This window comes from Arthrobacter sp. HMWF013 (assembly GCF_003061105.1).
Taxonomy (GTDB): domain Bacteria; phylum Actinomycetota; class Actinomycetes; order Actinomycetales; family Micrococcaceae; genus Arthrobacter.
Genome location: NZ_QAIQ01000066.1, coordinates 1 through 5,800, shown reverse-complemented (window position 1 = coordinate 5,800; position 5,800 = coordinate 1). Strand labels below are relative to the sequence as shown.

The window sequence follows — 5,800 nt, the reverse complement described above, 5'->3', positions numbered from 1 at the left end:
CGAAGAAGGCGCAGTCCTGGGCGAGAAGGTTGTTGTCCGCCGGATTTCCCGCATCGAGGGCGGCACGGTTGACGCTTACCTGCACAAGACCTCCAAGGACCTCCCGGCGCAGGTCGGCGTCCTGTTCGCAGTTGACGGTGAAGGCGAAGCCGCTGCCACCGCAGCACACGACGTCGCCGTGCACATCGCAGCGATGTCCCCGAACTACCTGACCCGCGAAGACGTTCCGTCCGAGCTGGTTGAGTCCGAGCGGCGCATCGCCGAAGAGACGGCAAAGGCTGAAGGCAAGCCGGAGGCCGCCATGACCAAGATTGTGGAAGGCCGCGTGACGGGCTTCTACAAGGGTGAGGTCCTGGTTGACCAGGCATTCGCCAAGGACGCCAAGAAGTCTGTGGCACAGGTCCTCGAAGAGGCCGGTGTCAAGGGAACTGCTTTCGCACGTTTCCGCGTCGGCTCCTAGCCGAAACCGCAAAGGGGTGGCCACTTCGGTGGCCGCCCCTTTTGCATGCACGGCGAATGGTCGGATGAGACCTTTGGCCGCCCGGCACGATAATCTTTTCAGAGTTCACCAACGGGAAGGCACCCATGGAAGCCGTCATTACTTCAAGCCAGCCGGAGAAGAGCCGACGCCGCGTCCTCCTGAAACTCTCAGGTGAGGTCTTCGGCGGAGGAAAGCTCGGCGTCGACCCCGAAACCGTCCGCGACGTCGCCAAGCAGATCGCCGCGGCTGTCCCCGCCGTGGAAGTTGCCATCGTGGTCGGCGGCGGTAACTTCTTCCGCGGTGCGGAGCTCTCCCAGAGCGGCATGGACCGCTCGCGCGCCGACTACATGGGCATGCTCGGAACCGTCATGAACTGCCTCGCCCTGCAGGATTTCCTGGAGCAGGCAGGCGTCGAAACCCGGGTCCAGAGCGCCATCACCATGGGTCAGGTCGCCGAAGCGTATATTCCCCGCCGCGCCATCCGCCACATGGAAAAGGGCCGCGTGGTCATCTTCGGCGCCGGCGCGGGCCTGCCCTACTTCTCCACCGACACAGTGGCCGCCCAGCGCGCCCTGGAGGTCCACGCAGATGTTGTGCTGATGGCCAAGAGCGGCGTGGATGCCGTATACACCGCCGATCCAAAAAAGGACCCCAACGCCGAGCGGCTTGAGACCCTCAGCTACGACGACGCCCTCCGCCGCGACATCAGGGTCATGGACCAGACGGCGATGACCATGTGCAAGGACAACAAGCTGTCCATGGTGGTCTTCGGGATGGAAGGCGAAGGCAACGTCACCCGTGCGATCCTGGGCGAAAAGCTCGGTACCCTGGTGACCCCGTAGCTACAGCTAGGATGATTTCAGGACGGTTCCGCCTCCTGGCAGGGCCAGGGATGGAACCAGTAATACTGAACCAAGATTGTGCAGGGAACCGGAACCCGGACTGCACTGATTTCTGAGGAGAGACCGTGATCGAAGAAACCTTGCTCGAAGCCGAAGAGAAGATGGACAAGGCAGTAGAGGTAGCCAAGGACGACTTCTCCTCGATCCGTACCGGACGGGCGAACCCGGGCCTGTACAACAAGGTGCTGGTGGACTACTACGGTTCACCCACTCCGCTGCAGCAGCTCGCGTCGTTCGCCATCCCGGACGCCCGCACCATCCTGATCACGCCGTTCGACAAAACCGCGCTGCGCGATATCGAGCGGGCACTGAGTGACTCCGAGGTTGGGGCCAACCCCTCCAACGACGGCAACGTCATCCGGATCACCATCCCTGACCTGACCCAGGAACGCCGCAAGGAATACGTCAAGATCGTCAAGACCAAGGGTGAGGACGCGAAGATCTCCATCCGCAACATCCGGCGCAAAGCCAAAGAGACGCTGGACAAGCTCGTCAAGGACGGCGAAGCCGGCGAAGACGAAGGCAGCCGGGCGGAAAAGGAACTTGATGCCCTGACCAAGGCGCACGTGGACGGCATCGACGAGCTGCTCAAGCGCAAGGAAGCAGAGCTGCTCGAAGTCTGATGAGCCAGGCAGACCAGGCCCCCGCATCAAGGGCGCGCGCCAAGCGGACCCAGCCGCGCAGCAACCCCACGCCCAAGGCCGGCCGGAACCTTCCCGCAGCCATTGTGGTGGGACTGACCATGCTGATCGGTGTGCTCGGCGGACTGATCTTCCTCCCGCTCGGCTTCGTGGCTGTCACCACCGGGTTCGCGGTTTTCGGGGTCTGGGAAATCTTCCGTGCCCTGGAAGCCAACGGCACCAGGATGCCCATCATCCCCGTAATGGTGGGCACGGTTGCCATGCCTTTTGCCGCCTACTTCGGCGGTCTCGAAAGCCTCCTTTTCGCGCTGCTCCTGAGCTGCGTGGCTGTGCTCCTCTGGCGTTCGGTGGAGAGCCCGGTCGGATCAGCCAACAGCATCTTCGCCGGGGTCTTCACTCTTGGCTGGGTACCCTTCTTCATCAGCTTCGCCGCCCTGCCGCTCCATGCTGCCGGCGTGGTCCCTCCCTTGGGCCTATGGCCGGGCGGGACGGTGCCGGCCGGAGCGTGGCAGGTCGCCGTGATGCTGCTGCTGGTGGTCTCGAACGACACCTTCGGCTACCTGGTGGGCGCATCGCTGGGCAAGCACCCGATGGCTCCCAAGATCAGCCCGAAGAAATCGTGGGAGGGCTTTGCAGGATCGGTTGCCGGGGCCACGGTGATCGGAGTCCTTGCCTGCATTTTCCTCCTGGACAAACCCTGGTGGGTCGGCGTGGTCCTTGCCCTGGGTACCGTTGCGGCGTCCACCGCAGGAGACCTCGCCGAGTCCATGGTCAAGCGTGAACTGGGCATCAAGGACATGAGCAGCATCCTGCCGGGGCACGGCGGTGTGATGGACCGCCTCGACTCCATTGTTTTCGCCTCACCCGTGGCGTTCGTCCTGTTCTCGGTGGTCTCGGGTGCCTGAGCCCGTCCTGCGCCGGGACAGGCAGCTAATACACTGGTCCGCAACGTGGCCCAGCCCAAGAGCAACAAAGGAACAATAGTGGCATTGGATTTTCAACGGAAAATTCCCGCGTCGTTTGAGCGCGTGCGGGGCAACGAGTTTGGTTACAACGCCAAACAGGTGGACCAGTTCCTCCAGCGGGCCAAGGTGGCGCTGGAAACGCCAAAGGCCGCCGTCCACCCGCTCGGCAGCGCCGACGTCCGGGCCGTTTCCTTTGATCCGGTGAAGGGTGGCTATTCAGCCGCCGTGGTGGACTCCGCGCTGGACCGGCTCGAGGACGCTTTCGCCCGCCGTGAGCGGGACGAGCTGATCGCTGCCCGGGGCGAAGACGCCTGGCTGCGCGAAATCGGAAAACTCTCGGGCATCCTCCGCGGACGCCTGCACCGGCCCGATGGCGAACGTTTCCGGCGCCCGGCCAAAAAGAACGTCCGCAGCTACAACATTCTGGATGTGGACAACCTCTGCTATGACCTGATCGGCTACCTCGAAGAGGACAAGCCCCTCAGCGTGGACAACATCCGCCGTGCCGTCTTCCGTCCCGCCACGGGCTCGGAAGGGTACGAGGAAACCCAGGTGGATGCCTTCCTGGACCGCGTGGTCGAACTGATGGCGGCCATCGACTGACGCTCCTGCCCGACGTCCCGGCGTCCCGGCGTCTGCCCGGCGTCCCGCCGGCACCGGGACTTAATCATCAGTTCCAGGTGTGGGGGACAGCGGCGTAAAGCTGCGCCAGGCGGAGAAGTACATGCGGTTTCCGGAGAAGACCGAGCCTGCCATGAATGCCAGCCCGCCAAGAGCCCCGACCGGCACTGCCAGGCCGGTGCCGGCGCCCAGAATCGTGGCACCGGTTCCCAGGATGATGGCGATCAGGGCGGCGTTTGCCATCTGGATGAAGACCATGCTGCTTCCGGCCACTTGGCTCCAGGGTCCCCGCGGACCCAGGAAAAAATAGGTTTGGCGGGAACCGGCCAGGTCATCATGGCGCCCTGCCATGAGGTACGGGGCAAGCCCGGGGTCCAGGTCAACATAGGCCGCCCGGAGTCTGTTCATCGCAATGACGTACATCAGGTCCTCCAGGCCGACGTTCATCACCCGGACCTGGGTCAGTAGTCCGATCAGCAGGTCCACGAGGAGCACAGCCATAGCCAGGATGATGAAGGCGTCCGAGAATCTGGTGGCCTGGCCCACCAGCGCCAGGCTCACCAGGCTGGCTGAGGTGAAAGTCAGGAACATGCTGATCCGCGTCAGGACCTCACCCTGCGTGGTGCTGCGGGAAGCCAGCAGGGACCAGTGCTCGGTGGCGAGCAGCTGTGCCCGGACCGACGCCGGAACTCCTTCCGGCCCGGCGGGAGTGTTTCCGTCCTGCGTGGACATGCGGTAATTGTCCACCTTTGACGGTTCCCGCGCGAGGGCGGGCCGACGACGACGGCGGGTCACGCCGCCGTCGTACTTCCCGGGGAACGGGGTAGCCGGGTCCGCCGGCTCAGCGTTCCGTGACCAGCGGCCGTTCCGGCGTGTGCAGGCGGGTCATCACCCGTGCCATGGTCCGGGGGATCCGCTTCCTGGTGGCCCGGGAAACGAACACCATCACGGCGAACGCCGCCGGGACGGACCAGGCCGCCGGCTGGGCCAGCCAGAACGGAGTGCCTGCGGCGCCCAAAACCGAACCGGACACCATGGCGCCGCCGCAGAGGACTCCGCCGGTGACCATCCCGGCAATCGCTCCAGTATCGGTCAGGCCGCGCCACCAGATGCCGAGCAGGAGGACAGGGCAGACTGTGGACGCCGTGAAGGCAAACACCAGGCCCACGCTGCCTGCAAGGGCCAGGGAGTCGGTCATAAAGGCGAAACCCAGGGGGACAAGTGCGGCGATCACTGCTGCCAGCCGGAAACCCCGCACGCTGCCGCCCAGGACATCCTGGCTGATCACGCCTGCCAGGGAGACCACCAGCCCGGAGGTGGTGGACAGGAAGGCGGCAAAAGCACCTGCCACCACGAGCGCCGATAGCAGGTCCCCGGCAGTCCCGCCGATGAACTCGCCGGGCAGCAGTAAAACCACCGCATCAGCCTGGCCGGAGCGGGCGAGTTCCGGGGCGAACGTCCGCCCCAGGAGTCCGTACGCCGTGGGAAAGAGGTAGAACACCGAGAGCAGCCCGAGGACGATCAGGGTGGTGCGCCGGGCCGAGTGCCCATCCGGATTGGTGTAGAAGCGCACGAGTACATGGGGGAGGCCCAGGGTGCCGAACAGCAGGGCCACCAGGAGGGAGATGTTCTGGTAGGGACCGGCAGGAGCCAGGCCGGTGGGATTGACCGCCGCCTGGGCCACGGCGCCGCTCCCGTTTCCGGCAAGGGAGAAAATGATGAACAGCACAGGGACCGCCAGTGCCGTGAGCTTGAGCCAGTACTGGAAGGCCTGCACAAAGGTGATGGAACGCATTCCGCCGGCCACCACGGTGAGGCAGACGATGACCACCACAGCCACCGAGCCCACCCAGGCCGGCAGGCCCGTGCTGATCCGGATGGTCAGTGCCGCCCCGTGCAGCTGGGGCACGATGTACAGCCAGCCCACCACCACCACCACGAGGCTGGTCACGCGGCGCACTGCCCGCGAATCGAGCCTGGCTTCGGTGAAATCCGGGATGGTGTACGCGCCGGACCGGCGCAGCGGGGCGGCCACAAAGAGCAGCAGCATCAGGTACCCGGCGGTGTAACCCACCGGGAACCACAGGGCATCCGTTCCGGAGAGCAGGATCAGGCCGGCAACGCCCAAAAAACTTGCTGCCGACAGGTACTCGCCGCCGATGGCTGAGGCGTTCCACCACGGTTTGACTG

At 64.9% G+C, this 5,800-nt stretch carries 7 protein-coding genes; 5 read left to right on the top strand and 2 right to left on the bottom strand.

What is annotated here, in order from left to right:
• The 5 genes from tsf to DBR22_RS03105 form a co-directional block, all read left to right on the top strand.
• Positions 1-460, top strand: a 460-nt coding sequence (tsf, locus tag DBR22_RS03125) for a translation elongation factor Ts (protein WP_108597737.1), incomplete at its 5' end; no start/stop codon positions are given.
• 125 nt (positions 461-585) lie between these two features.
• A complete protein-coding gene (pyrH, locus tag DBR22_RS03120) occupies positions 586-1,323 on the top strand; it encodes a UMP kinase (protein ID WP_108597736.1) in 738 nt (245 codons plus the stop codon).
• 125 nt (positions 1,324-1,448) lie between these two features.
• Positions 1,449-2,006 (top strand): ribosome recycling factor, encoded by a 558-nt coding sequence (gene frr, locus DBR22_RS03115; protein ID WP_108597735.1) that lies wholly within the window; start codon positions 1,449-1,451, stop codon positions 2,004-2,006.
• On the top strand, positions 2,006-2,929 hold the full coding sequence (locus DBR22_RS03110) for a phosphatidate cytidylyltransferase (RefSeq protein WP_108597734.1): 924 nt from the start codon (positions 2,006-2,008) through the stop codon (positions 2,927-2,929). Before frr ends, DBR22_RS03110 begins: the two co-directional genes overlap by 1 nt.
• A gap of 78 nt (positions 2,930-3,007) precedes the next feature.
• A complete protein-coding gene (locus DBR22_RS03105; protein WP_108597733.1) occupies positions 3,008-3,592 on the top strand; it encodes a DivIVA domain-containing protein in 585 nt (194 codons plus the stop codon).
• Positions 3,593-3,652: 60 nt separating this feature from the next.
• On the opposite strand, the gene DBR22_RS03100 is transcribed toward DBR22_RS03105, so the two are convergent.
• A complete protein-coding gene (locus DBR22_RS03100) occupies positions 3,653-4,342 on the bottom strand; it encodes a hypothetical protein (protein WP_108597738.1) in 690 nt (229 codons plus the stop codon).
• Positions 4,343-4,451: 109 nt separating this feature from the next.
• The coding region (locus DBR22_RS03095) for a sodium/solute symporter (protein WP_108597732.1) at positions 4,452-5,800 on the bottom strand (1,349 nt) is incomplete at its 5' end.